Genomic DNA, 24,931 nt, shown 5'->3' on the forward strand with positions numbered 1-24,931 from the left:
CAGCCCGCGGGCGCTTGTCAAATCCCCAAATGGGCCCCCGGGGGCCTGAAATTCATCTGATATAACAATGTTTTACTTTTCATCTTCGCGGGCCGGGGGAACGTCATCCTCGACACGGGCGCGGCCCAGGCGGGCAAGGCCCGCAATTATGCCCCGAAAGGTGCGCACTTCCGCATCGCTCATCCCGGCACGGGTCAGCATGGTCCGGATGTTGCGCACCGTGACGGGCCGCATCTCCGGCACGCGGAGGAACCCGCAGGCATCGAGCTCGGTTTCGAGATGCGCCAGCATCGCCTCGAAATCCGCCTTCCTGGCTAGCTGGCGCGGCTGCGGCCCGGCGCCATCCCGCCGGCCGTCGGGATGACGCGAGCGGCCGCCTCCCTGCCGGCTTGCCTGAAACCATTCATAGGCGACGATCAGTACCGCCTGAGCCAGGTTGAGTGAGGCGAAATCCGGATTCAGTGGAATCTCGATGAGGGCATCGGCGAGAACGAGGTCGTCGTTGACAAGTCCTGTCGCTTCCCGCCCAAAGAGGATGCCACTCCTCGCCCCCATCATGCCCGTCGCCACCAGCCGGCCGGCTGCCTCGCCGCCGTCCAGGATATCCTGTGCCGTATCACGCGGCCGCGCTGTCGTCGCCAACACGTAAGACAGATCTCCAACCGCATCCCTGGCCGAGGCGAACACGCTCGCACCGTCCAGCACAGAATCGGCACCGGCACAGACCTTGCGCGCCTTTTCGTTGGGCCAACCCTGGCGCGGCGCCACGAGCCGCAATTCGGTCAGGCCGCAATTGAGCATGGCGCGGGCGACGAATCCGATATTCTCGCCCAGTTGGGGCTCGACGAGGATGATCGCCGGCGCCACGGGGGCAGTCTGCTCCGGGGAGGTCGTGGCCATGCGCCGTCAGGCCGCCCGGGCCCCTGCCCCGTCGCGGAACAGCTTGTAGGTAATGCTGTCGTGAAGCGCGTTGTAGGACGCGTCGATCACGTTGGCCGAAACCCCCACCGTCGCCCAGCGCCGGCCGGCACGATCGGCGCTTTCGATCATCACACGCGTGACGGCCGCGGTACCGGATTCGGGTGTCAGGATCCGGACCTTGTAATCCACGAGCCGCATGTCTTCGAGTTCGGCATAAAAAGGCAGCAACGCCTTCTTGAGTGCAAAATCGAGTGCGTTGACCGGGCCCACGCCTTCCGCCACGGTCATGAACTCTTCCCCGTTCACGTCCACCTTGACCGTCGCTTCGGACAAGGTGATCAGCGCCCCGTTGGCATTGGTCCGGCGCTCATCCATCACCCGAAACGAGTTAAGCTTGAAATATTGCGGCACGGTGCCCAGGGTCCGACGTGCGAGAAGCTCGAAACTGGCTTCGCCCCCATCATAGGCATACCCCTCGTGCTCGCGGGATTTGACCAGGTCCACCAGATCGACCACCTTGGGGTCCTCCGGGTCGACCTCGAGCCCGATCTCGGCGAAGCGGCTGAGGATATTGGCCCGGCCGGCCTGGTCGGACACCACGATATTGCGCCGGTTGCCGACGCTTTCGGGCGGCACGTGCTCGTAGCACCGGGGATCCTTGAGGATGGCGGAAACATGCAGACCGCCTTTATGGGCGAAGGCCGATTCGCCGACATAGGCCGCGTTACGGCTGGGGGGCCGGTTGAGCCGGTCATCGATCAGGCGCGAGACATGGGTCAGGAGTTTGAGGCGCTCGCGATCGACACCGGTTTCGAACCCCATCTTCAGCGTCAGATTGGCGATGACCGAAACCAGGTTGGCGTTGCCGCAGCGCTCACCCAGCCCGTTCATCGTCCCCTGCACCTGACGCACCCCCGCCCGGACGGCGGCGAGCGAATTGGCGACAGCGGTTTCGGTATCGTTGTGACAGTGAATGCCGAGATGACTGCCGGGGACATGCCTGGTCACTTCGGTGACGATCGCGCTCACCTCCTCCGGCAGGGAGCCGCCATTGGTGTCGCACAGTACAATCCAGCGGGCACCTGCCTCGTAGGCGGCGGCGACACAGCGGAGCGCGTAGTCGGGATTGGCGCGATACCCGTCGAAGAAATGCTCGGCATCGAACATAACCTCCTCGAGCCGTTCGGCACCGTGAGTGATACTGTCGCGAATCATCTGGATATTTTCGTCCAGCCCGGCACCGAGCGCGACCTCGACCTGAAAATCCCATGTCTTGCCGACGAGGCAGGCAACCTTTGCGCCCGCCCCCAACACCGCCGTCAGGCCCGGATCGTTGGCGGCACTCCGTCCGGAGCGGCGAGTCATGCCGAACGCCGCCAGCCGCGCCCGCACGAGCCTGGGCGGGTCGCGGAAGAACACGTCGTCGGTCGGGTTGGCGCCAGGCCAGCCACCCTCGATATAGTCGACCCCCAGCTCGTCGAGATGACTTGCAATAGCCGATTTGTCGCCGGGGCCGAAATCGACGCCCTGGGTCTGGGCGCCGTCACGTAGCGTGCTGTCGTAAATATAGACGCGATTTTCTGTCATTTTTCCGGCCGTGGTCGAGTGCCTGCCCTGCCCGGGCCGCGCGCAGGTTGCCGCTTCCGATCAGGCCACATGGCCCGACAGCCGGGCCCGCGTGCGATCATAGCCGATAAGGGGTAACAAATTCCGCAATTCCGGTCCATGTGCAACGCCGGTCAGCGCCACGCGCAGCGGCAAGAACAGGGAGCGACCCTTTCTGCCGGTCTCTTCCGACAGACGCGCGGTCCAGGCCTGCCAGGATTCTTGCGACCAGGTGCTGGCATGCCAGGGGGCGGCCGGCAACGCCGACACCGCGGCGGCACACAAGTCGGGATCCTCCATGACGGGGGTGATCTCGGCGAAACACACCCGCCACCAGGGCACCGCATCGGCCATCGTGGTCAGGTTGGCCCGGACAGCAAGCCAGAACTCCTCGGGAACCGGGCCGCCGCCGACCTCTCTTTCGAGCCGTTCGCGCAGCTCGTCATCGAAGGGTCGCGCGTGCAGCAGCCGCGCGTTGAGCTGGACGAGTTCGTCCGGATCGAAGCGCGGCGACGCTGTCGAGAACGTCCCGAGATCGAAATCCGCGATCAGCGAGTCGAGGTCCGGGCGGGGCTCGATCGCGGCCGACGTTCCCATGAGCGCGAGATAGCTCGCCACCGTCATTGGCTCGATCCCGGTTTCACGCAGGGCGTTCAGGCTGAGGCTGTCGTCCCGCTTGGACAGGTTGCGCCCGCGCGCGTCGAGCAGCAACGGCAGATGCCCGAAGCTCGGGACCGCATTACCCAGCGCTTCAAAGATCTGGATCTGGGCCGCGGTGTTGGAGATATGATCGTCGCCACGCAGAATATGCGTGATCCCCATATCGGCGTCGTCCACACAGGATGACCAGGTGAAGAGCGGGCGGCCATCGCTACGGATCACCACCGGGTCGCTCAGGTCGCCCGCCTCGAAACGAAGCGGGCCGTGCACCATGTCCTGCCATTCGATAGTGCCGGGCGACAACTTGAAACGATAATGGGCCCGGCGGCCCTCCGCCTCGAACGCCTCGACCTCGGCCGTCGAAAGATGGAGTGCCGCGCGGTTGTAGATCGGCGGCTTGCCGGAAGCGAGAAGCCGCTTGCGCTGCAATTCGAGCTCTTCCGGGGATTCGAAACAGGGATACACCCGCCCCGCGGCGACAAGCCGGTCCAGGCACTCGCGGTAAAGGTCGAGCCGTTCCGACTGATGGACCGGCCCCTCGAAATCAAGACCAAGCCAGTGAAGGTCCTCGACAATCGCCGTGGAAAACGCCGGGCGGGAGCGCTCGGCATCGGTATCGTCGAGACGCAGAAAGAACGTGCCCCCTTCCCGGCGTGCCAGCATCCAGTTGACCAGGGCAATCCGGGCGTTCCCCACATGAAGCAGTCCGGTCGGGCTTGGCGCGAAACGCAGGCGCACCATCACACCCCGCCGCGAAAGGCGTTGGTTATGGGGTAGCGCCGATCGCGGCCGAAAGACCGCGCGGTGACCTTGACGCCGGGCGGCGCCTGACGGCGCTTGTATTCGGCGTTTTCCAGCATGTGCCAGACCCGCAGCACTGTCGCGCGCTCGAACCCGCCGGCGACAATGTCATCGAGCCCCGCGTCCTTCTCGATCAGCTCTTTCAGGATGGCGTCCAGCTCCTCATAAGGCGGCAGGCTGTCCTGATCGGTCTGATCGGGGCGCAATTCGGCCGACGGCGCCTTGGTGAACACGCGATCCGGAATGACGGCGCCGGCTGGCCCGAGGAATCCGGCCAGATGATGCGTATTGCGCCACCGGCCGAGCGCGTAAACGAGTGTCTTGTAGACATCCTTGAGCACCGCAAAGCCGCCGGCCATGTCGCCGTAAAGCGTCGCGTAGCCGACCGACATCTCGGACTTGTTGCCGGTCGATACCAGGAGATGCCCGAACTTGTTCGACAGCGCCATCAGCGTGATGCCCCGCGCGCGGGCCTGGATGTTTTCTTCCGTGACATCCACAGCCTGACCCTCGAAAGCAGGAGCCAGCATCTCCGCGAAGGCACGCATGGCGGGCGCGATATCGATGGTATGATAATTGAGGCCAAGCAGCTCGGCCGAGCCAGCCGCGTCCTCGAGGCTTTCCTGGCTGGTATAGGGCGACGGCATCATCACACAGTGCACCCTGTCGGCACCAACCGCGTCCACCGCGATCGCGGCCGAGAGACCCGAATCGATACCGCCCGACAGTCCGATCAGCATGCTGGGAAAGCGATTCTTGCGCGCATAGTCGCGCAGGCCCAGAACGAGCGCCTGGTAGACCGCCGGCAGGGTGTCCTCGGCTTCGGCCTTCGCAGCACCGGCGCACTGCCAGCCCGCCCGCCCCCTAGGGCGTGTCCAGGTGATGGGGTCCCGTCGCTCGACCCAGCTCGGTGCGTGATAGGCGAGCGCGCCATCGCCATTGAGTGCGAATGAGGCGCCGTCGAAAACCAGCTCATCCTGGCCGCCTACCTGATTGACGTATAAGAGGGGCAGGCCGGATTCCGCCACCCGGTCAGCGGCAAGCGCCAGACGCTGGCCACGCTTGCCCGCATCGAAGGGCGAACCGTTGATCACAAGGAGAATTTCAGCACCCGATTTGGCGAGGCATTCCGCCACATCCGGGTACCACATATCCTCGCAGACCATGATGCCAAGCCGCGTGCCGCGAAATCTGACGGGCCCCGGCAGGGGGCCGGGCCGGAAGACGCGCACCTCGTCGAAGACGCCATAATTCGGCAGTTCGTGCTTGCAACGGACGGCACGAATCTCGCCACCATCGAGCAGCAGCGCGGCGTTGTAGACGCCCGCCGGGACGCCCGGCTCGTCACCGTCTTCGAGGCGCCAGGGCGCACCCACGAGAAGGGCCGGACCGCCATCGCCGGTCTCGGCCGCCAGGGTCTCGGCCGCGCGGCGAACGGCCTCGAGGAAGGAGGGCTTGAGCACCAGATCTTCCGCCGGATACCCCGAGATCGCCAGCTCGCCCGCCACGATGAGATCGGCCGCGCCATGGTCCTCGCGGCAACGGCGCAACCCCGCGATATTGCCCTCCATATCCCCGACGAGCGGGTTTAGCTGGGCGGCAACAATGACGAGGCGATCCGACATGGCGGAAAAGGACCCGGCGCGGCGCGGTCAGGACGCCTGGCGCACGTCCCCCGTCCGGGCGACGCGCTCGGCCTTGAGCGCTTCGGACAGAAGGAAGGCCAGTTCCAGCGCCTGACTTGCGTTCAGTCGCGGATCGCAGTGCGTGTGGTAGCGGTCGGCCAGCCTCTGTTCGCTGATTTCCTGCGCGCCGCCGAGACATTCGGTCACGTCCTGACCGGTCATCTCGATATGAATACCCCCCGCATGGGTCCCCTCGGCGCGGTGGACGGCAAAGAAGCCCTTTACCTCGGCCATGACCGCATCGAAGCTCCGGGTCTTGTAGCCATTCGAGGACTTGATCGTGTTGCCGTGCATGGGATCGCAGGACCAGACGACATGGCGTCCCTCGCGCGCCACCGCGCGAACCAGCTTCGGCAGCGCTTCCTGAACCTTGTCGCGCCCCATGCGCGAGATCAGGGTGAGCCGACCCGGTTCGTTCGCGGGATTGAGTATGTCGATCAGACGCAGCAATTCGTCCGGCGCCAGATTCGGCCCGACTTTCACGCCAATGGGATTGGCGATGCCACGGCAGAATCCCACATGCGCGCCGTCAAGCTGGCGCGTCCGGTCACCGATCCAGACCATGTGGGCGGAGGTGTCGACCCAGTCGCCGGACGTGCTGTCCACCCGCGTGAGCGCCTCTTCGTAAGGCAGAAGCAGCGCCTCGTGAGACGTAAAGAACTCCGTCTCGCGGATCTGGGGCGCAGTTTCCGAGGTCAGGCCGCAAGCCGCCATGAAGGCCAGGGTTTCATTGATCCGGTCGGCCAGATCGGCGTATTTCTCGCCCTGGCTGCTCGCTTCGATGAAGCCGAGATTCCAGCGATGAACCTGATGAAGGTCCGCATAGCCGCCCTGGGCGAAGGCGCGCAGCAGGTTCAGCGTCGCCGCCGACTGGTTATAGGCCGTCACCAGCCGTTCGGGGTCGGGTCGCCGCGCCTCGGCGGTGAAGTCCATGGCATTGACCATGTCGCCGCGATAGCTCGGCAGTTCGAGGCCGTTCTGGGTCTCGGTCGGCTGCGAGCGCGGCTTGGCGAACTGCCCGGCGAGGCGCCCTACCTTGACCACCGGGCAACCCGCACCAAAGGTCAGCACCACCGCCATCTGCAGGAGGACACGGAAAGTATCGCGAATATTGTCGGCGTTGAATTCGGCAATGCTTTCGGCGCAATCACCGCCCTGCAGCAAGAAAGCGTCGCCCCGCGCGACATCGCCGAGGAGCGCCTTGAGCCGGCGTGCCTCGCCCGCGAAAACCAGCGGAGGATAGGTCCTGAGCCGCGCCTCCACGCCCCTCAGGGCGGCCGCATCCGGGTAGTCCGGCTGCTGCAGGGCCGGCAGGTCGCGCCAAATCTGGGGTGTCCATTTCTGGGCCATGGGCTCGCTACCTTAATTCATCGGGCCGTCATCCGGCCAAAATTCGCCCGGCGGCCTGGCCGGGCCGGCGGTTCGGGCGCCCGAAACCGGGGGTATAGGCGGGATTGACCCGCTTTTCCAGCGTTAAAGCAGCCCGCGCGGCCGGGAGCGCCGGCCGCCGGCCTATCGGGCCGTTGCCGCGGGGGCCTCGATCTTCTGGCGCATGGTGACCAACTCCTCGGCCGAGGTCGGATGAATCCCCACTGTAGCGTCGAAATCCGCCTTTTTCGCCCCGCATTTGATGGCGACCGCGATCCCCTGCATGATCTCCGCCGCCTCCGGGCTCAGGATATGGCAGCCCACCACGCGGTCGGATTTGGGCTCGACCACGAGCTTCATGACCGACTTCTCCCCCCGGCCCGACAGAGTGTGCTTCAGCGCCCGGAAGCTGGAGCGATAGATATCGACCTCGCCATAGCGCTCCCGCGCCGCCGCCTCCGTCAGCCCGCAGGTGCCGATAGCGGGCTGGCTGAATACCGCGCTCGGCACGTTTTCATGGTTGGGCCTGATCGGGTTGTTGTTAAAGACCGTCTCGGCGAAGCAATGGCCCTCGCGAATGGCAACCGGCGTCAAATTGATCCGGTCGGTGACGTCGCCAACAGCATAAATATTATCTACATTGGTGCGCGAAAATTCATCGACGGGGATCGCCCCGTTTTGATCCACCTTGACGCCCGCGCTTTCCAGTCCGAGATCCTGCGTCCGCGGCCGTCGCCCGATCGCGAACAGCACCTGGTCCACCTCCACCGATTCGCCGCCCGTATCATCCCCGGCACCGCCCGTCAGGTGAACGCGGAGTCCCGACCCGGTCTTCTCGATGCGCGAGACGACGGTATTGAAACGAAGATCCACGCCCTTCCGGCCCATTTCCTCGGCCAGCCCGGCGCGCATGTCGTCGTCGAACCCCCGGAGAAACAGGGGGCCGCGGTAGAGCTGGGTCACCTTCGCGCCAAGCCCGTTGAACACGCCGGCAAACTCGACCGCGATAAACCCGCCCCCGACGATGAGGATCCGCCTGGGAAACTCATTCAGATAAAAGACCTCATTTGACGATATGGCGTGCTCGACGCCCTCGATCTCCGGCATTTGCGGCCAGCCACCGACGGCCACCAGGATGTATCTGGCGCGGTAGGCCGTGCCGTTCACCTCGACCGTGTGACGATCGAGGATTTTGGCCCGGCCATCGAAAATATCGGCTCCCGCCCCCCGGATGAGACGATCATATATGCCATTGAGACGCAGGATTTCCGCGTCCTTGTTTTCGATCAGTCGCGACCAGTCGAACTGCCGCGCACCCACCGTCCAGCCGAAGCCGGCTGCGTCCTCGAAATCCTCCGCGAAATGCGAGGCATAGACGAAAAGCTTCTTGGGGATGCAGCCCACATTGACGCAAGTACCACCCAGATACATGTCTTCAGCCACGGCAACTCGGGCGCCAAAGCCCGCGGCAATGCGCGAGGCGCGCGTACCACCCGAGCCGCCCCCGATCACGAAAAGATCGTAGTCGTAGCTTTGGGAATCCTGCGTCATTCGTTCAACCTTTCAACCGGCCCGGGCCCCGCCCGGCGGGGACGCGCCGGACTATATCGCAGCGCAGTGCTGGCGGAAAGCGGAGGCCGGGTCAGAGAATCCGCTTCTGTCCTGACAGAACCTGGCGCGTCTTGGAGCGGAACTCGCGCAGGTACAGCACGGCCACGACCCAGGCGGTAACCAGCATGAAAAGGATCGGGTTGAGAAACCAGCTGAGCCCGGCGATCCCGAAATAATAGGCGCGAATTCCACCATTCAGGTGATTGGCGGCGAGCGCAATCAGCCCGGCGCCGATATGAGCGTAGTCATCGACGGTCTTGTCATCCGAATTGGCGGGCGGGGCCGCGCCGAGGAAGATCGAGAGATAATTGAACTGCCGCAGGGCCCAGGTGAACTTGAAGAACCCGTAAACGAAGGCGGTCACCAGGATCATCAGCTTCATATCCACCTCCGCTCGTGTCGTCGGCACGGCGAAGGGGAGCTCGGTCACGGTTTCCACCACCTTGTGGCTGACTCCCAGGACGGCGATCAGACCGCCGATGATGAAAATCGTGGTCGAGGCGAGAAAAGTGACGCTGCGCATGATGTTGCCCGCGCCCATCAGGTCGCCCATGCGCATGTCGCGCCGGACCATGGCCCGCATCCAGTCGAGCCTGTAACCGGCAAGAAGTTGCATGAGGTTGCGCCCCGTCTCGCGGTCGCGGTCGGCGTAGAGGGAATAGCCGAGCCAGGCGGCGAGGAACCAGAGAAGGGCGATCCCGTCCTGAAGAGAAAATTCGTCGAGAAATTCCATCGCCGTCCCCCCGGTCTATTCCACGGTCACCGATTTGGCGAGATTGCGCGGCTGGTCCACATCCGTGCCCTTGGCAACGGCGACATGGTAGGCGAGCAACTGGACGGGAATGGCGTAGAGAATGGGGGCCACCAGCGGATCGACGGCGGGCAGCGCGATGGCGGTGATATGGTCCTGACCCAGCCGCGCCACCCCGTCCGCATCGCTCAGAAAAATCACCCGGCCGCCACGGGCGACGACTTCATGCATGTTGGAGGCGGTTTTCTCGAAGAGCGGGTCCGAGGGCGCGATCACGATGACCGGCACGCCATCGTCGATCAGCGCGATGGGACCGTGCTTCATCTCGCCCGCGGCATAGCCTTCGGCGTGGATATAGGAGATTTCCTTGAGCTTGAGCGCGCCCTCGAGCGCGATGGGAAATCCCGTGCCTCGACCCAGATACAGAACGTCCCGATGATCCTTGATTTCCTCGGCCAGCGCCTTCAGCCGCTCATCGTGATTGAGCACGTCGGCCGCGCGGGCCGGCACCTCGATCAGCGCCGCCGTCAGGGCCTGGGCGCGCTCGGCCGTAAGCGTGCCTCGCGCCAGCCCCGCCCCGATCGCGAGACAGGCCAGCACGGTCAATTGCGTCGTGAAGGCCTTGGTCGAGGCAACGCCGATCTCGGGCCCGGCATAGGTCTGGAGCAGGAAATCCGCTTCCCGCGCCATCGAACTCTCCGGCACATTCACCACCGCGCCCACCACCTGGCCCTGAGTCCGCGCGTAGCGCAGCGCTGCCAGCGTGTCGGCCGTTTCCCCCGATTGCGAGATAAAGAGCGCCAGCCCCCGCGCGTCCATGGGCGCTTCGCGGTAGCGGAACTCGGAGGCGATCTCGACCTCGACGGGGAGGCGCGCGAGCTGCTCGAACCAGTAGCGCGCCGTCAGGGCGGCGTAGAAGGAGGTGCCGCAAGCCACCATGGTCAGACGCGAAATATCCCTGAAATCGAAGGGCAGATCCGGGAGGTGAATGGTGCGATTGTGCGGATCGATCAGCGCGTTCAGCGTATCGCCGATGACAGCGGGCTGTTCGTAGATTTCCTTGAGCATGAAGTGGGGATAGTTGCCCCGGCCGGCGGCGGCACCGGAATTCGCCGTAAGCTTGATCTCGCGCGTCACCTCGCGGCCATCGCGATCCCACATGGTTACCCCCGCCCCGGTGATCTCGCACATATCGCCTTCTTCGAGATAGCTGAGGCGCTGTGTGAACGGCGCCAGCGCCAGGGCGTCCGATCCTAGATACATCGCATCCTGCCCGTACCCCACAGCGAGCGGACTGCCCAGCCGGGCGCCGATCATGAGATCGTGCTCGCCAGCGAAAATGATCGCCAGCGCAAAGGCACCTGTCAGGCGTTCCAGCACCCGGCTGACGGCCTGGCGCGGGGCGAGGCCCTCGGTCAGATAGAAGGTGATGAGCTGAACCACGACTTCGCTGTCGGTCTCCGTCTCGAACCGGTGGCCCTTGCCCTCGAGCTCGCGGCGGAGTTCCATGAAGTTTTCTATGATCCCGTTATGGACGAGGGCCACGCGATCGGTGGCGTGGGGATGGGCGTTGGTTTCGTTGGGTGCACCATGGGTTGCCCAACGGGTATGACCGATGCCGATGACACCGTTCAACGGCGTCTTTTCGAGCCGCTTCTCGAGATTGGTTATTTTACCCTCAGCCCGGCACCGGGTGATTTGGCCATTGGTCAGGGTGGCGATACCGGCCGAATCATACCCCCGGTATTCGAGCCGCTTGAGCGCCGAGACGAGATGGGGCGCCACATCCTCGCGCGCGATAATACCGATTATGCCGCACATACGGGCCTGCCGCTCCTATACTATTACTATTCCGTCTCGCCACCGCGGTTACCGCCGCGGCCGGCCGCTCTCTCGGCGCGGATCTGCCGGGCCTTGTCGGGAAAGGTCTTCTGCTGGCCGCGCGCCACCGCGAGCGCGTCATCGGGAACATCCTTCGTCACCACGCTGCCCGCCCCCACGATGGTGTTTCGGCCGATCGTGACCGGCGCCACCAGAGCCGTGTTCGAGCCGATGAAAGCGCCCGCGCCGATGACCGTTTTCGATTTGCCGAACCCGTCATAATTGCAGGTGATGGTGCCGGCCCCGATATTGGCGTTTGCGCCGATTTCGGCATCGCCGATATAGCTGAGATGATTGGCCTTGGCGCCGGCCTGTAATTCCGCGTTCTTGACCTCGACGAAATTGCCGACCCGCGCGCCCTGGCCAATGACGGCGCCCGGCCGCAAGCGGGCGTAGGGCCCGATGACCGCTCCCGCCGCCACGCGCGCGCCCTCCAGATGGCTGAAGGCCCGGATTCGCGCCCCCTCGGCCACCGACACGCCGGGGCCGAAGACCACATGGGGTTCGACCGAGACGTCGGCCGCGAGCTCGGTGTCGAAGCTGAAGAAAACGCTCGCCGGGTCGGTCAGCGTCACCCCGTCTGACAAGCACTCTCCCCGCCGCCGCCATTGCCAGACGCTCTCCACCAGGGCGAGATCGGCGCGCGAATTGACACCGAGCAGTTCTTCGGGGTCCTCCGCCATCACCACGCGGCAAGTCCGGCCCGCGGCGCGGGCGATGGCGACAAGATCGGTCAGGTAATATTCGCCCTTGGCATTGTCGTCCGACAATTTCGCGAGATAGTCGAACAGCACGGACCCGTCGAAGGCCATCACGCCCGAGTTGCAAAGTCTGATCCGGGCTTCCTCGGGGCTGGCATCCTTCGCCTCGATGATGGCATGGAGCCCACCATCGTCGCCGGTCACCAGCCGGCCATAGGCGCCGGGCTCGTCGAGTTCCATTCCGAGCACGGCCACCGCGCAGGATTCGTCGCCGCGCAAGGTCGCAACCAGATTTTCCAGCGTCCTTGGCATCAGGAGCGGCGTGTCGCCAAACAGCACCAGTACCTCGCCCCGGAAGCCGTCCAGGAAATCTCGGGCTGCCAGAACCGCGTGGCCGGTTCCGCGCGGCGAGTCCTGGATGACCGAGCCCGCCGGCGCGGCGGCGGCGCGCACATCGCTCATATGAGCCGCTGTCACCACCGCCAGGCGCTCGGGTGCGAGCGCCTGCGCTGTCGCCAGCACATGGGCGATCAAGGACGCGCCGGCGATCTCGTGAAGAACCTTCGGCCGACCGGATTTCATCCGCGTGCCGGCGCCGGCGGCCAAGACAAGAACGGCGAGTGAGGATGCCGCCATCAGGATTCCTATTCAGAAGACGAGGCCGCGGGACGAGACCATGAGACAGGGTTACGGGCCATCTAAGGCCCTGACACACTTAGCAAAGGAGATCGGAAAGGAAAAGGGAAAGGCACCTGCCGGCAGCGGGCCGGTGGTCAGAACAGGCCGAGAAAACTGCCCTCTATCTCCACCGGCAGGTCGCGGTAATACTGCCCGCTGGCGACCCGGACGAGATGGATTTCCACCAGCCCGTGGCGACCCTCGTATTCGATCTTGAGCGGCACCGGCGGTACGGCTTCGAGAATCTTGCCCATCCAGACGCGGCCGTCCAACGGATAGCGCCCCTTGACGTCGGGGCTGCGCCAGAAGCCGGTGATCTGATTCATCTGAAGTCGGCAGGGCTTGACGTCGGTCGCATTCAATTGCTCGATCCCGGGCCGCTCAAGCGGGGCTGGCGGCGCCTCGTCAAAAACGAGGTCGTAGCGCCGACGCCCGTCATAGACCGGGACCGTCAGCTTGCAGCTCTGTGTGTCATCCAGAAACTCGACCGCGGCCAGAACACCGCTCATCGGGTCGACTGTGTTGCGGATCATCTCCGGCGGCACCTCGTCGCGCTCGTCCAGATAGGCCGGCGGTACCGCATTCGTCGTCACATTGCCTTCACCGTCATAAGAGAGATAGACGGTGCGGCTCTTGTTTTTCCAGAAACTGTTGGTGCGATGGTTCTGCGGGCGCAGGCGATCGGACTCGACCAGCCCCGTCGACAGCGCGTTCATCCGCCATGAGTAGAGCGCCCCGATGACACCGATGGTCTCGGCCGCGGTCTCCATCTGATAGGCCTGATCGGCAAGTTCGATATCTGCCGCGAACGAGAGCGCATAAACGCCCGAGACGGTGATTTCGTAACGTAGCGAGATATTGCGGCTGTCGCCTGTCAGTTCTCCGGCACGCAGTCCGGGAAGGTCGCCGTCGAGATCGAGGAACGTCGTGGCGAGGCCTGTACCGGCCGATGCGAAAATCAGGCAGAGGGTCGCGAGCACGACCCGCCCTCTGGCGCGGCAGACGCCACGCCCGTTGTCTTTCGTGCCACCAGTTTTCTGGTGTTCCGGCCGCCGCATGGGCGACAGCGCCTCCCGCGCGTTCTCTTGCAGTTTCTTTTCCGCCAGCGGAGCTTAGCCTATTTCGTCCCGCCAGGCCAACAGCCCCCGGCGCTAGAGCCCGGTCAGGTAGCTGGCGGCGTGGAAAGTCACGAAAGCCGCCAGATAGGCCAGCGCAAAGAGATAAGCCGCCATGAACAGAGGCCAGCGCCAGCTATTGGTCTCGCGCCGCGTCACGGCGAGGGTCGAGAGGCATTGGGGCGCAAACACGTACCAGGCGAGAAAGGCAAGTGCCGTGGGCAGGCTCCAGGCCGTCCGAAGCGTGGCCGCCAGGCTTTCAACTACCGCGCCGTCGGGGCCACTCAGCGCGTAGACGGTCCCCAGCGCGGCGACGGCTACTTCGCGCGCCGCCATGCCGGGGACGAGGGCGATGGAAATTTCCCAATTGAAGCCGATGGGCGCGAACACCGTGTGCAACGCCTGGCCGATCTGGCCCGCGAAACTGTAAAAGATGGCCGGATCCGTCGCGCCGGGCGGCGGTGCCGGAAAGGAGGCGAGCCCCCAGAGGACGACCATCACCGTGAGAATGATCTTACCTACCCTGACGAGGAAGATTCGCGCCCGCTCCCACAGGCCGAGGGCGAGGTCGCGCAGGCCCGGAATCTGATATTTGGGGAGTTCCATGAGAAGCGCCTGTGGCTGGCCGCGCGTCACGGTGCGCTTCAGCACGGCGGCGACGGCGAGTGCGCTGACGATCCCCGCGATATAGAGCGTGAACATGACGAGCCCCTGCAGGCCGATGCCGCCCCAGACGGTCTCGCTGGGGATGAAGGCGGCGATGATCAGGGTGTAGACCGGCAGCCGGGCCGAGCAGGTCATGAGCGGCGCCACCAGGATCGTGGTAAGACGGTCGCGCGGGTGGGCGATCGTGCGTGCAGCCATGATGCCGGGGATGGCGCAGGCGAAGCTCGAGAGAAGCGGAATGAAGGCCCGGCCATTGAGACCGACCGCGGCCATCAGGCGATCCATGATGAAGGCCGCGCGCGCCATGTAGCCTGTCGCTTCAAGCACGAGGATGAAGGCGAACAGGATCAGAATCTGCGGCAGGAAGATCACCACGCTGCCGGCGCCGGCCAGAACACCGTCCACAATCAGGCTCTGGAGATAGCCGGCTGGCAGGGTGGCTGCGGTGATCCCCTGCAGGGCGACGATGCCGTCGTCGATCCAGGTCATCGGTGTCTCTGCCCAGGCAAAGACTGCCTGGAACATGAAAAACAAGAGCGCAAACAGGAGGAGCGGCCCGATGAGCCGGTGCAGCACCACAGTGTCAGCAAGGCGGGTCAGCCGGTGTTCGATCCCTTCCGAGAGCGTGACCCGTTCGGCCAGAGCGCGCGCCTCACGCTGCAGTGACGGCAGATCGGCCGGGCTGGGCGGCTTCCCCGGCGGGGGAACGGCGCGGACCGCCAGCTCGGCGGCGCTCGCCGCCAGTTGATCGAGAAGCGCGCCGACGCCAGCCTTGCGCACTGCCACGGTGGGGACCACCGGCAGGCCCAACTCGCGCGACAGTTCGGCCGCATCGATATCGATCCGGTCGCGTTCCGCCAGATCGGCCATGTTCAGCGCAATGACGAGCGGCACGCCCAGTTGCTTCAGTTCGAGCACGAAACGCAGGTGGCGGCGCAGGTTGGTCGAATCGACAACGCAAAGAATGAGATCGGGCCGGGCTTCGCCCGGCTGATCACCCAGGATGACGTTCCGCGCGATCTGTTCGTCCGGGCTTTTCGGATCGAGGCTGTAGGTGCCGGGCAGGTCGACGGCTTCCACCTGGATGGGTGCGCCCGATTCGGCCTTCAGGGTGAACGCGCCGGCGCGGCGCTCCACGGTCACACCCGGATAATTGCCGACTTTCTGGCGCGCGCCCGTCAGCGTGTTGAACAGGGCCGACTTGCCGCTGTTGGGATTGCCCACCAGCGCCAGACGCAGAGGCCGGATATCGGGTTGCGGATCAGTCTTCATCGAGGCTTACCAGTATCGAGGCTGCCTCCACGCGGCGAAGCGCGACGCGGACGTCGTCGATCTTGACCGCGATCGGGTCATGGCCGAACGGGCTTTCATGCAAGACCACAATGCGCGCATCCTCGATAAATCCCATTTCGCGCAGGCGATTAGCGACCTCGGCGCGCGCCGCGTCGAGCAGGATCGCGGCAATGCGCCCCCGGGCGCCCGGCCTCAGATCGGCGAGACAAACCGTATTTTCGCTCAGGGTCGCCAAATGTCCCTCCTGCGGGCTCGCGCGGGAGCCCGCTTTCCCCGGCTTCACCCGGGATCTGCCTGATCCAGCATATCTCGGGCCACTCTGAAAATGAAAATCATTTGCAGTCTGGCGCCGACCGAGAGGCATATCACATCGGGCGCCGGCACACAGCCCTATTTCAGGAGGTCAAAGGCCGCTTTTCGGGGTCTGGCGGGATCGGACGGCAACGGGCGGCCGCCCCGGACGGCGATTTCTTGACAGGGGAAAATCCGCCCCCTTATATGCGGACCCCAGCCCGCCCCTGGCAGCGCGCGACACCGGGCCGGGCGCGTAGCTCAGCGGGAGAGCGCTCGCCTCACACGCGAGAGGTCGCTGGTTCAATCCCAGCCGCGCCCACCATCTCCCCGCCACCTGGCCAGGTTGCTTGGCCGAGTGACCCGGCCAGGCCGCCGCGCGGCGCGCTGTCCGGCCGGCTGATATGCGCGGGGACTAATAATAGGCGCGCAGGGTGAAGAAGACCCGCGGGTCGTCACCAGCGCTGCCCTCGGCGAAGACCGGCCGGGTCAATGGCTGGGCGCCCTCCACCGTGGCGTAAAGATGGGCGCCGAGCCCCAGGCGCAGGCCGGCCCCCGCGGATGCCATCGACTGCCGCCCGAGCCCGCCTTTGAGCCAGGTCGCGCCGACATCATAGAACCCGTAAAAGGTCACGCCCGTGAGATAAGGCTCCCAGGCGGGTGCGTCCAGTTGCAGCTCGACCTCGGTTCCAACGCCGTCATCGCCGAGAATTTCCGACGGGTCGTAGGCGCGGCCAAAACGGCTGCCGCCAAATCCCGCGAGTTCCGATTCCAGCAGGCGATGGGCCGCCCACTGGCCGCGCGCCGCCCAGTAAAGGCCGACACGCTCCCAGAACCGCTGGTAACGGGACAGGAACACCGTCGCCTTGGTGAAATCCGACCGTCCCCGAAAGCGGCTCAGATTGAGGCCGTCACGGCCAGAGGCGCCGAAGGCGTCGAGGCCCTGACTGATTTCGAAACTGGCGCTGAGATCTGCGTCCCACGGATCGCGCGTCCCGTAATACAGGCCAAGCCCGAGGACACGGTGATGGTCCTTGAACAGACGCAGCTCTTCGAAGCGCTCGCTGTCGGTATCGCGATAGGTGAACCGGCCATTGAAATAAAGGTTTTCCGACCGGGAGCGAATGATCGGGTAGGAAAGGCCGAGCTCGAACCGAAGGCTGACATTTTCCACGCCGAGATTTTCCAGTGTAAAACCCGGCTCACTGTCGCCGTGGCTGGCGGCGAAGCTCGCCACCAGCCCGTCGCCGCCCAGGGGCTGGCGGTAGAAGAGACTGGCAAACCGGAGCTCTTCGGTCTGGGTTACCGTAACGTAGCGCACATCGACACTCTCGTAGAAACCCAGCGGCGAGTTCAGCGTCACCCCGCCCCAAAGCTGAAAGCGCCCGTTGAAGCGGGTTCCCCGATTGTCGAACTGCACGAAGCCGGAACTGTCGCGATGTTCCATCAGCAGCACGAGGTTAAAGGCCCCCTCGCCTGTTTCCGATGGTTCGACGAGCGGCCGGACCGTAGCGCCCGCCAGGTCGGAAACGAGCAGCACGGCGCGCTCCAGCTCGCGATTGCCAATGGGCGCCCTGCCGGTGATTGCCCTGAGGTAGGATTCGATCAGCGCGGCCGAGCCCTCGACCTGGCCCTCGATCACGATATTGTCGATATATCCCTCGATCGCGCGGAGCGTGACGCTACCGGCCACGGGATCGGTGTCCTGCAGCGCACCCCGGCTGAGCGAATAGCCTTTTTCACGGTAGAGCCGTGTCAGCGCCGCCAAAGCCTCATTGAGGCGCGCGGGCGTAAGTTCTCTGCCAACCAGCAAATCCGCCAACATCTCGCGATCTGCATCGGTCAAAATACTGGCGCCCTGGATTTGGAGCGACTTGACCGTGAAGCCGAGCGCCGTGTCCGGCACCCCCGGCGCCGGCCCGGTCGGCGCCATGTCCGGGCCGGTGGGCATCGGTCGGGTCGGTTCGACCGCGAAGCGCTTGTCGATCTGGCCGGGTGAGGCAGAGTTGACCGCCTGCTGCGCCATGGCCGGGACCGCCTCGAGGAGGGCGAGGCAGAGAGCGAGAGCCAGGCCACAGACCCGGCGGGCCGCCCGACCCGGCGGTTTTTCGGGACTTTTCCGGCCGGGGCCGCCGGGCAGAGAAAAGGTCTTACCGAAAAACCGCAGAAAAACGCGCCCTACACGGCCATGCGCACGGTTAACCATATTCCCCCCAAAATTGGCGCGCCCGGGCCAAGCCTCCGTCCCGGTCTTTAACCGCGCCGGCCCCCCGACCGGGCCGCCAGCCTAGTCGCCGGCCCCTGACAAAGGGTTAACCACGAGTCCCCTTTTCCGTGGCGCCGCGCCGCGCCCAAATCTTAAGGCCGGGATTTATATAAAATTTTAGATAAATGAATATTAAATAAGTAAATACTTTTCGTAAACTAGTAATAAAAATACGAATTATTTTATTTTGACTGCATAGCGTGTTTTCCCCTTTTTTGGTGGAGCGGTCGGACCCGGCGCGGCCTGGCCAGACCGAGTACTGCCAGACCGAGTACTGGAGGAAAACGATGCGGTTCCTTTGCCGAGATCAGAACACCGGTTCCCGCGCCATCCTGCGGGATGGCGCCGGGCACCTGCGGATGGCGCTCGCCACCGCCTGGCTGGTGGCTCTGCTGGTGGCCGGCCAGACGGCTCTCGCGGCCGATCCCGCCTGGCAGGTCCAGAGCGTCGACGGCACAGGGACGATCACGCGCGCCGACGGCGTGCGCCTGGCGCTGGAGCCGGGCGCGGTCCTTGGCGGCGGCGATGAAATTGCGACCGATGCCGATACCCGGGCCGTGCTCACCCACGGCACCTCCAGGATCACCCTCAGCCCCCGGACAAAGCTTACTCTGCCCAAGACAGCCGAGGCCGGCACCGCGTACCGGATCGTGCAAAGCATCGGGTCCGCAATCTACAAGGTGAAGCAGCGCGCGGCCGAGCTCAAGGATTTCGGCGTCGAGACGCCCTTTCTCGCCGCCGTGGTGAAAGGCACGACCTTTCGCGTCGACGCGGCGAGCGACAATGCCAGTGTTCGCGTAACCGAAGGCCTCGTGGCCGTGGCCTCGCCCCTGACGACCGGCAATGGTCTGTTGAGCGCCGGCGATGTGGCCCGAATCCACAACTCGCCAGGCGCGACACTCCAGATCGAGCGCCAGGATGCCACAAACCCGCCAGCCGGCGGCACCGCGGCCGGCCAACTGGCCGACAAGGACGGCGACGACAATGACGACACGGCGGCCAAGGAGAAGGTCGGCGCCGGGCAGGCCGTGTCGGCCGCGGAGAAGAAGGGCAAGGACGCGGCCGCTTCCGGCTCCAGGATCAAGATCCGGAACAATGGCCGGACAATTCGCGCCGTGAGCGAGAAATACTCCCACGCCGCCACGATCCTGATGAACGCCAAGCCGGGAGACATTTTCCCCGGCGAGTTCAGCCTCGCGGCCTTCGTCGACGCGGGCGACGGGCGCAAGACCGGCGAACGGCGGGCGGGCGACCGCGCCGGCGCCCGCGGAACCGGCACGAATGGCCTCGGACATGGCCCTAAAAACGGCCTCGGAACGGGCGGCATTAAGGGCTCGGAAAGCGGTGTCGGGCAGGCTGTATCCGTTGGCCAGGGCACCAGCGGCCTCGGTTCCGGCGGCAATGCCGGCGGCAACGGCAACGGCGGGGGCAATGGCAATGGCAATGGCAATGTCGGTGGCCTTGGCGGCGGAAACAGCAACGCCGGCGGCAACGGCCTGGGTGCCGGCAACGGCGCCGGCAATGGCAATGGCAACGTCGGCCTTGGCGGCGGAAACAGCAACGCCGGCGGCAACGGCCTGGGTGCGGGCAACAGCGCCGGCAATGGCAATGGCAATGGCAATGTCGGTGGCCTTGGCAGCGGAAACAGCAACGCCGGCGGCAACGGCCTGGGTGCTGGCAACGGCCTGGGTGCCGGCAACGGCGCCGGCAATGGCAACGGCAACGGCAACGTCGGCGGCCTTGGCGGCGGAAACAGCAACGCCGGCGGCAACGCGCAGACTGGCTTCAATGGCCATGGCAACAGCAACAGCAATGGCAATGGCGGCCTCGGCAACCCGGGAGGTGGCCCGGGAGGTGGCAATAGCAACCCCGGCAATGGCAACGGTGGCGGGGGCAACGGTGGCAATGGCAATGGCAATGGCAAGGGCTGAGCCCAGCGCCGGGCCGGCCTTGCCAGAATTCACCGCTCTTTCCCGGGACATCACATGACCCGAATGCGCAGGCGCAGCCCGGATGCCGGGCAGCAGGGCTGGACGCTGCACAAAGGCGGCCTTGCCGTTTTTGCCCTCTGTCTCGGCCTCGAGATATTCGGCCTGTTTCGACCGGTTGACCGGATCTACCAGGAATTCCTTTTCGCCGCGGCCAATCGGCCGGCGTCGGGTGACCTCGTTGTCGTCGGCATCGACAGTAAGAGCCTCGGCGAGATGGCCGTATGGCCCTGGCCTCGCAGTGTTCACGCCGAACTGGTCCGCCGCTTGGATGCCGCCGGCGCCGTGCGCATCGGGCTCGACATCGATTTCAGCTCACCCTCGCGCGAGAATGAAGACGCCGCCCTGGCCGCGGCCCTGGCCGAGGCGGAAGCCCAGATCGTCCTCCCGGGCCACCGCCAGACACGCTGGGCAAGCGATAGCCTGATCGACCTGACATACACGAAGCCGCTACCGGCCCTGATGGCTCACGCCAGCCTGGCCACTGTTTCCATCATGCCCGACGCCGACGGGCGGGTCCTCGCGATCCAACCCTTTGAGACCTGGCCCTCCGGGCTGGTCCCGTCCTTTCCGGTAGCATTGGCCGGCCGGCTGATCCTCGACCCCGCGCCGCTCGGGATCGACTTTTCGATTGATCACGGCACGCTGCCGCGGCTGTCCTATGCCGATGTGCTCAATGGTAATTTCGAGCCGGCCCAGATTGCCGGCAAGACGGTCATCGTCGGTGCCACCGCCATCGAGCTGGGTGACCGCATCCCGGTGCCGCGCTGGAAAGTTATCCCGGGCCCCGAATTTCAGGCCATCGCACTGGAAACGATCCTCCAGAACCGGGTGCTGGCGACGGTCCCCTTTGCCGCCTACGCGATTTTCCTGCTTCTCGTCGCGCTTGCCTTCTCGGCCATCTTCCAGCGTGTGCGCGGGTCGACTGCCATCGTCGTCTCGATCGCCGCCATCGCGGTCCTCCTGACCGGCAGCGCGTTTCTTTATCTTGGCGCCAGCACCCTGACGCCGCAGGCGGCGGTCATCGCCGAAATTTTCCTGGTCATGGGATTTGCCTTTGCGGGACGGGTGGACTGGCAGAGCGTCAAGCTCATGGCGCAATCGGTGGCTCTTACGAAGAGCCGAAACTTCGCCCGCGAGGTCGTCGATGCCAGTCTGGACGCGATCATCGTGCTGAACGAGGATCTGCGGCTCGAAACCCTTAATCCTGCCGCCATTCAACTGCTCGGGCTCGAAAACCGGGAATTTCGCGGCAATCACGTGAGCACGATCTTCCCCAATTTCGGGGCTGTCCGCCTGGCGCCCGGCGAACGGTTCTCGGGACGGCGGATCTCGGTGGCGCAGCGGGCGGACGGCAGCCAGGTTTCGGTGGAATTGGCGATCCAGCCGGCCGAGATGGAGCAGGGCCGGCGGTATGTCGCCTTCGCCCGGGACATTACGGAGCGGCTGAAGCGCGAGGCGCAGCTCGAACATCAGGCCCTGCACGACGCCCTTACGGATCTACCCAACCGGACCTTCTTGTTTCAGCGCATGGGAACGGTCCGCGAGATGACCGACGAAGAGAGCGGAAGCTTCGCGGTCCTGTTGCTCGACCTTGACCGCTTCAAGGAAGTCAATGACACACTCGGCCATCATGTGGGAGACGTCCTCCTGCGCATGGTCTGCGACAGGCTGAGTGACACGTTGAGCCGGGACGACGTTCTGGCCCGCATCGGGGGCGACGAATTTGCGGTACTTCTGCCCGGTGCGAACGAAGTTCGGGCAGCCGCGGTGGCCAAGACGGTCGGCGCGGCGCTGGATGCGCCTTTCGAGTGCGAGGGTTACACATTGACCGTAGGGGTCAGCGTCGGAATCACCCTTTACCCGCAGCACGGAAATCTGCCTTCTGAGCTGTTGCGGAAAGCCGATGTCGCGATGTACCTCGCGAAAGAACTGCGCCACCCTTACGAGTTCTACGATCCCGATCGGGACAGGAACAGCGTTCGCAACCTGACCCTGATGGGCGAGCTGCGATCGGCCCTGGAGCAGGACCAGCTCGACCTGCATTACCAGCCCAAGATTTCTCTTGAAAACGACAGGATTTACGGCGTCGAGGCGCTGCTGCGCTGGACTCACCCGCGACTCGGCTTCATTGCGCCTGACGAGTTCATCGGCATGGCCGAACAATCCGGCCTGATCGATCAGTTGACCGACTGGGTTCTGATGCGCGCGCTTCGTGATCTCGAGCAGTTCGATGAAACGGCAGCGCCGCTCAACATGGCCATCAACTTGTCCACGCGAAGCCTCCTCGATATCGGCCTGCCGAAACGTATTCGGAACGCGCTGACAAAATGCAATGTGGATGCCGGCCGGATCACGCTTGAAATCACCGAAAGCGCGATCATGCAAGACCCGGCCTCGTCGCGCCGCGTGATCGAGGAGCTGGACCGGTTGGGAGTGAGGCTGGCGATCGACGATTTCGGGACGGGGTATTCATCGCTTGCCTATCTGAAGCAACTTCCGGTCGATGAGATCAAAATCGACAAGTCCTTCGTCCTCGACATGGAAACCAACGAAAACGACCGCGTGATCGTCAAATCCACTGTGGAGCTCGCCCACAACCTGGGGCTGGCGGCGGTCGCCGAAGGCATCGAGACGGCCGGCGTCGTGGACACGCTCAAGAGCTGGGGATGCGACATCGGACAGGGTTATTTTTACAGCAAGGCGCTCGGTGTGGCCGATCTCCTGGCCTGGAACCGGGCACGGGCCAACGGCGCCGACGACGGGACGCCCGATTCCGGCGACGCCGTACCGTTCCTGCGGACCGCCTAGAAATCCTGCCCGTCCGTCAGGCCGCCGCGCGCAGGGCCGGCCCGACCGGCTCCAGCACGCCGGGATCATCATGAGCCGGTCGGTTGACCCGGCGGGAAACCGGAACAGCCTCGAGCAGCTCATCGGCGAGAAAATGATCCCTCAGGATCGCGGCCGGTGCTTTCGCGTCGGGATCGAGCCAACGCGCCCCGCCCGCCTCATCCAGCATCACCGGCATGCGGTGGTGGAACCGGGCGAGAAACGGGCTTGCCGGAGCGGTCACGATCGTGAAGCTCCGCAGGCCCTGGCCATCCGGCCCGGTCCATGCTTCCCAGAGCCCGGCGAAGGCGAAAACGCTGCGGTCCGCCCGGCGGATCAGAAGCGGCTCCTTGCCGGCATCGCCCCCGGCCGGGGATGCCTCGCTCACGCGCCACTCAAAGAACCCATCCGCCGGGACAAGACAGCGCCGCTTCCTGTAGGCCTGGCGAAAAGCGGGTTTTTCCGACAGGGTTTCAATCCGGGCATTGATCATCCGGGCGCCGATCGCCGCATCCTTCGCCCAGCCTGGGACGAGGCCCCAACGCATCATGCGAAATTCGCGCTGCCCGCCCTGAGCGAGGCCGATCACCGGCGCATCCTGCGTGGGGGCCAGGTTATAGCGCGGGTAAAGATTGGGCACCGGTCCCGAAACGCCGAAGTACCGGCGCACCGCGTCCACCGGCGCTGTCAGGGTATAGCGTCCGCACATGGCTCCTCTCATGCTGCGCGCGGGGCTTCACGTCTCTTCTATTGCAGCCGCCGGGGCAGCGCCATACAAGAACTGCATGACTCCCCGTCCCCACAGGATCAAGACTGGCGAGCCGCCGATTCTTTTCGCCGATAATGCCGCGTTGGACCGCGCGGCCGAACTGCTCGCGGCCGGCCAACTCGTCGCCTTCCCGACCGAAACCGTCTACGGGCTTGGCGCCGACGCTACCCGGGACGCAGCCGTGGCCCGGATCTTCGCAGCCAAGGACCGTCCCAGCTTCAACCCACTCATCATCCACGTGCCGGACGCGGCCGAAGCCGGAAAATTCGTCCGCCTGGACGGGGACGCACGGAAGCTCGCCGCCGCCTTCTGGCCGGGCGCCCTGACACTCGTCCTGCCCCGTGTGCCGTCCTGCCCCGTCAGCCTCCTGGCCAGCGCGGGTCTCGACACACTCGCCATCCGCGCCCCCGCCCACCCGGTGGCCAGGGCGCTGCTGGAACGGGTGCCGCACCCGATCGCCGCGCCCAGCGCCAACCCCTCCGGACAGCTCAGCCCGACCCGGGCCGAGCATGTGGCGGCCGGGCTGGACGGCCGGGTCTCGCTGATCCTGGATGGCGGGCCAAGCGAGATTGGCCTCGAATCGACGGTCCTCGACCTGTCGGGCGACCGGCCGGTCCTGCTCCGCCCCGGGGCAATCACCCGCGAGGCCCTCGAGGCGGTCCTGAAAATCCCCGTGGCGCTTCCGGAGCCCGGCGGGCCCGATGCTTCGAGCCCCCGCCGGTCGCCAGGCCTGCTGGCGCGGCATTATGCCCCGCGGACGCCGCTCCGCCTCGAGGCCACGGAGGCCGGTCCTGACGAAGCGCTCCTCGCCTTCGGCCCGCTCGACCCGGCAACGCCCGGCGGCAAGGCCCAGCGCAACCTGAGCCCGTCGGGTGACATGGAGGAGGCTGCCAGCAACCTGTTTGCCATGTTAAGAGAACTGGATGCGGCAGGCGCCAGCCGGATCGCCGTCATGCCCGTGCCCCGTCGCGGACTGGGCCTGGCGATCAACGACCGGCTCGCGCGGGGCGCCATGCCGGACCCGGCCAGGGGCTGACTGGCCGCGACCTGGG

17 protein-coding genes and 1 tRNA gene are annotated in these 24,931 nt (G+C 65.2%); 4 read left to right on the forward strand and 14 right to left on the reverse strand.

What is annotated here, in order from left to right:
* Nucleotides 1-72: 72 nt before the first annotated feature.
* From RLQ26_02620 to RLQ26_02675, 12 genes are all read right to left on the reverse strand, one after another.
* Nucleotides 73-900 (reverse strand): RNA methyltransferase, encoded by an 828-nt coding sequence (locus RLQ26_02620; protein ID MEQ9087618.1) that lies wholly within the window; start codon nt 898-900, stop codon nt 73-75.
* Nucleotides 901-906: 6 nt separating this feature from the next.
* Nucleotides 907-2,508, reverse strand: a complete 1,602-nt coding sequence (cimA, locus tag RLQ26_02625) for a citramalate synthase (GenBank protein ID MEQ9087619.1) — start codon at nt 2,506-2,508, stop codon at nt 907-909.
* A gap of 60 nt (nt 2,509-2,568) precedes the next feature.
* Nucleotides 2,569-3,927: a glutamate--tRNA ligase gene (gene gltX / locus RLQ26_02630; protein ID MEQ9087620.1), complete on the reverse strand. Its 1,359-nt coding sequence runs from the start codon at nt 3,925-3,927 to the stop codon at nt 2,569-2,571.
* Nucleotides 3,927-5,612, reverse strand: a complete 1,686-nt coding sequence (locus RLQ26_02635) for an NAD+ synthase (protein MEQ9087621.1) — start codon at nt 5,610-5,612, stop codon at nt 3,927-3,929. Before RLQ26_02635 ends, gltX begins: the two co-directional genes overlap by 1 nt.
* Nucleotides 5,613-5,639: 27 nt before the next feature.
* Nucleotides 5,640-7,022 carry a 3-deoxy-7-phosphoheptulonate synthase class II gene (locus tag RLQ26_02640; GenBank protein ID MEQ9087622.1) on the reverse strand — a complete coding sequence of 461 codons (1,383 nt, stop codon included), beginning with the start codon at nt 7,020-7,022 and terminating at the stop codon, nt 5,640-5,642.
* A gap of 162 nt (nt 7,023-7,184) precedes the next feature.
* Nucleotides 7,185-8,591 (reverse strand): glutathione-disulfide reductase, encoded by a 1,407-nt coding sequence (gor, locus tag RLQ26_02645; GenBank protein ID MEQ9087623.1) that lies wholly within the window; start codon nt 8,589-8,591, stop codon nt 7,185-7,187.
* 91 nt (nt 8,592-8,682) lie between these two features.
* Nucleotides 8,683-9,384: a DUF599 family protein gene (locus tag RLQ26_02650; protein MEQ9087624.1), complete on the reverse strand. Its 702-nt coding sequence runs from the start codon at nt 9,382-9,384 to the stop codon at nt 8,683-8,685.
* A gap of 15 nt (nt 9,385-9,399) precedes the next feature.
* Nucleotides 9,400-11,223: a glutamine--fructose-6-phosphate transaminase (isomerizing) gene (gene glmS, locus RLQ26_02655; protein MEQ9087625.1), complete on the reverse strand. Its 1,824-nt coding sequence runs from the start codon at nt 11,221-11,223 to the stop codon at nt 9,400-9,402.
* A gap of 26 nt (nt 11,224-11,249) precedes the next feature.
* On the reverse strand, nt 11,250-12,620 hold the full coding sequence (glmU, locus tag RLQ26_02660) for a bifunctional UDP-N-acetylglucosamine diphosphorylase/glucosamine-1-phosphate N-acetyltransferase GlmU (protein MEQ9087626.1): 1,371 nt from the start codon (nt 12,618-12,620) through the stop codon (nt 11,250-11,252).
* A gap of 137 nt (nt 12,621-12,757) precedes the next feature.
* Nucleotides 12,758-13,720 (reverse strand): DUF3108 domain-containing protein, encoded by a 963-nt coding sequence (locus tag RLQ26_02665; protein MEQ9087627.1) that lies wholly within the window; start codon nt 13,718-13,720, stop codon nt 12,758-12,760.
* A gap of 93 nt (nt 13,721-13,813) precedes the next feature.
* Nucleotides 13,814-15,715 (reverse strand): ferrous iron transporter B, encoded by a 1,902-nt coding sequence (locus RLQ26_02670; protein ID MEQ9087628.1) that lies wholly within the window; start codon nt 15,713-15,715, stop codon nt 13,814-13,816.
* Complete coding sequence (locus RLQ26_02675; GenBank protein ID MEQ9087629.1) at nt 15,705-15,971, reverse strand: FeoA family protein; 267 nt, start codon at nt 15,969-15,971, stop codon at nt 15,705-15,707. The genes RLQ26_02670 and RLQ26_02675 overlap by 11 nt, the downstream gene beginning before the upstream one ends.
* A gap of 306 nt (nt 15,972-16,277) precedes the next feature.
* Between RLQ26_02675 and RLQ26_02680 the strand changes: the two genes are divergently transcribed.
* A tRNA-Val gene (locus RLQ26_02680) sits at nt 16,278-16,352 on the forward strand.
* 90 nt (nt 16,353-16,442) lie between these two features.
* Here RLQ26_02680 and RLQ26_02685 read toward each other — a convergent pair.
* Entirely contained in the window at nt 16,443-18,053 is a 1,611-nt protein-coding gene (locus tag RLQ26_02685) for a ShlB/FhaC/HecB family hemolysin secretion/activation protein (protein MEQ9087630.1), read from the reverse strand.
* Nucleotides 18,054-18,580: 527 nt separating this feature from the next.
* Between RLQ26_02685 and RLQ26_02690 the strand changes: the two genes are divergently transcribed.
* Together RLQ26_02690 and RLQ26_02695 are read left to right on the forward strand one after the other, a co-directional pair.
* Entirely contained in the window at nt 18,581-20,224 is a 1,644-nt protein-coding gene (locus RLQ26_02690) for a FecR domain-containing protein (protein MEQ9087631.1), read from the forward strand.
* Between the two features lie 54 nt (nt 20,225-20,278).
* Complete coding sequence (locus tag RLQ26_02695; GenBank protein ID MEQ9087632.1) at nt 20,279-23,092, forward strand: EAL domain-containing protein; 2,814 nt, start codon at nt 20,279-20,281, stop codon at nt 23,090-23,092.
* Nucleotides 23,093-23,108: 16 nt separating this feature from the next.
* Here RLQ26_02695 and RLQ26_02700 read toward each other — a convergent pair whose 3' ends face one another.
* On the reverse strand, nt 23,109-23,819 hold the full coding sequence (locus RLQ26_02700) for an SOS response-associated peptidase (protein MEQ9087633.1): 711 nt from the start codon (nt 23,817-23,819) through the stop codon (nt 23,109-23,111).
* Nucleotides 23,820-23,895: 76 nt separating this feature from the next.
* Here RLQ26_02700 and RLQ26_02705 point away from each other — a divergent pair, with 76 nt between their 5' ends.
* Nucleotides 23,896-24,915: an L-threonylcarbamoyladenylate synthase gene (locus tag RLQ26_02705; protein ID MEQ9087634.1), complete on the forward strand. Its 1,020-nt coding sequence runs from the start codon at nt 23,896-23,898 to the stop codon at nt 24,913-24,915.
* The last annotated feature ends 16 nt before the right edge of the window (nt 24,916-24,931 follow it).

This window comes from Alphaproteobacteria bacterium, assembly GCA_040220875.1.
In the GTDB taxonomy this organism is placed as follows: domain Bacteria; phylum Pseudomonadota; class Alphaproteobacteria; order JAVJVX01; family JAVJVX01; genus JAVJVX01.

Bases quoted from the DNA above. Each gene is read 5' to 3' on its own strand.
- RLQ26_02670 (MEQ9087628.1), bottom strand. From the start codon at position 15,715: ATGAAGACTGATCCGCAACCCGATATCCGGCCTCTGCGTCTGGCGCTG.
- RLQ26_02705 (MEQ9087634.1), top strand. From the start codon at position 23,896: ATGACTCCCCGTCCCCACAGGATCAAGACTGGCGAGCCGCCGATTCTT.
- glmS (MEQ9087625.1), bottom strand. From the start codon at position 11,223: ATGTGCGGCATAATCGGTATTATCGCGCGCGAGGATGTGGCGCCCCAT.
- RLQ26_02685 (MEQ9087630.1), bottom strand. From the start codon at position 18,053: ATGGCGCAGCAGGCGGTCAACTCTGCCTCACCCGGCCAGATCGACAAG.
- RLQ26_02635 (MEQ9087621.1), bottom strand. From the start codon at position 5,612: ATGTCGGATCGCCTCGTCATTGTTGCCGCCCAGCTAAACCCGCTCGTC.
- RLQ26_02700 (MEQ9087633.1), bottom strand. From the start codon at position 23,819: ATGTGCGGACGCTATACCCTGACAGCGCCGGTGGACGCGGTGCGCCGG.
- RLQ26_02695 (MEQ9087632.1), top strand. From the start codon at position 20,279: ATGACCCGAATGCGCAGGCGCAGCCCGGATGCCGGGCAGCAGGGCTGG.
- gor (MEQ9087623.1), bottom strand. From the start codon at position 8,591: ATGACGCAGGATTCCCAAAGCTACGACTACGATCTTTTCGTGATCGGG.
- RLQ26_02620 (MEQ9087618.1), bottom strand. From the start codon at position 900: ATGGCCACGACCTCCCCGGAGCAGACTGCCCCCGTGGCGCCGGCGATC.
- RLQ26_02650 (MEQ9087624.1), bottom strand. From the start codon at position 9,384: ATGGAATTTCTCGACGAATTTTCTCTTCAGGACGGGATCGCCCTTCTC.
- gltX (MEQ9087620.1), bottom strand. From the start codon at position 3,927: ATGGTGCGCCTGCGTTTCGCGCCAAGCCCGACCGGACTGCTTCATGTG.
- glmU (MEQ9087626.1), bottom strand. From the start codon at position 12,620: ATGGCGGCATCCTCACTCGCCGTTCTTGTCTTGGCCGCCGGCGCCGGC.
- RLQ26_02690 (MEQ9087631.1), top strand. From the start codon at position 18,581: ATGCGGTTCCTTTGCCGAGATCAGAACACCGGTTCCCGCGCCATCCTG.
- cimA (MEQ9087619.1), bottom strand. From the start codon at position 2,508: ATGACAGAAAATCGCGTCTATATTTACGACAGCACGCTACGTGACGGC.
- RLQ26_02665 (MEQ9087627.1), bottom strand. From the start codon at position 13,720: ATGCGGCGGCCGGAACACCAGAAAACTGGTGGCACGAAAGACAACGGG.
- RLQ26_02640 (MEQ9087622.1), bottom strand. From the start codon at position 7,022: ATGGCCCAGAAATGGACACCCCAGATTTGGCGCGACCTGCCGGCCCTG.